The organism is Psychromonas arctica (assembly GCF_038155225.1).
Lineage (GTDB): Bacteria > Pseudomonadota > Gammaproteobacteria > Enterobacterales > Psychromonadaceae > Psychromonas > Psychromonas arctica_B.
In genome coordinates this window covers 1-207 of the sequence record NZ_JBAKBA010000478.1, presented here as the reverse complement: position 1 = coordinate 207, position 207 = coordinate 1, and the positions used below count along the sequence as shown (strand labels likewise).

At 37.7% G+C, this 207-nt stretch carries 1 protein-coding gene; it reads left to right on the top strand.

The window, feature by feature from the left end:
* Positions 1 to 207: cation:proton antiporter (locus V6255_RS19145; RefSeq protein WP_341629500.1), on the top strand; the 207-nt coding region annotated here is incomplete at both ends.

Genomic DNA, 207 nt, shown 5'->3' with positions numbered 1-207 from the left:
TTTTAATCAATCTGCTCTATACCTTTTAGTCGCGGTAATATGCGTTCATTTTGCTATAAGATTTGCATTAGGCTCAGTGCTTGGTTACCTCAGTGCAGGTGTAATCATTGGCCCTAATACCGGATTAGCAGGCGAAGAAAAAAACACTATTCAGCATTTTGCAGAATTTGGTGTTGTCATGATGCTATTTATTGTTGGTTTAGAGAT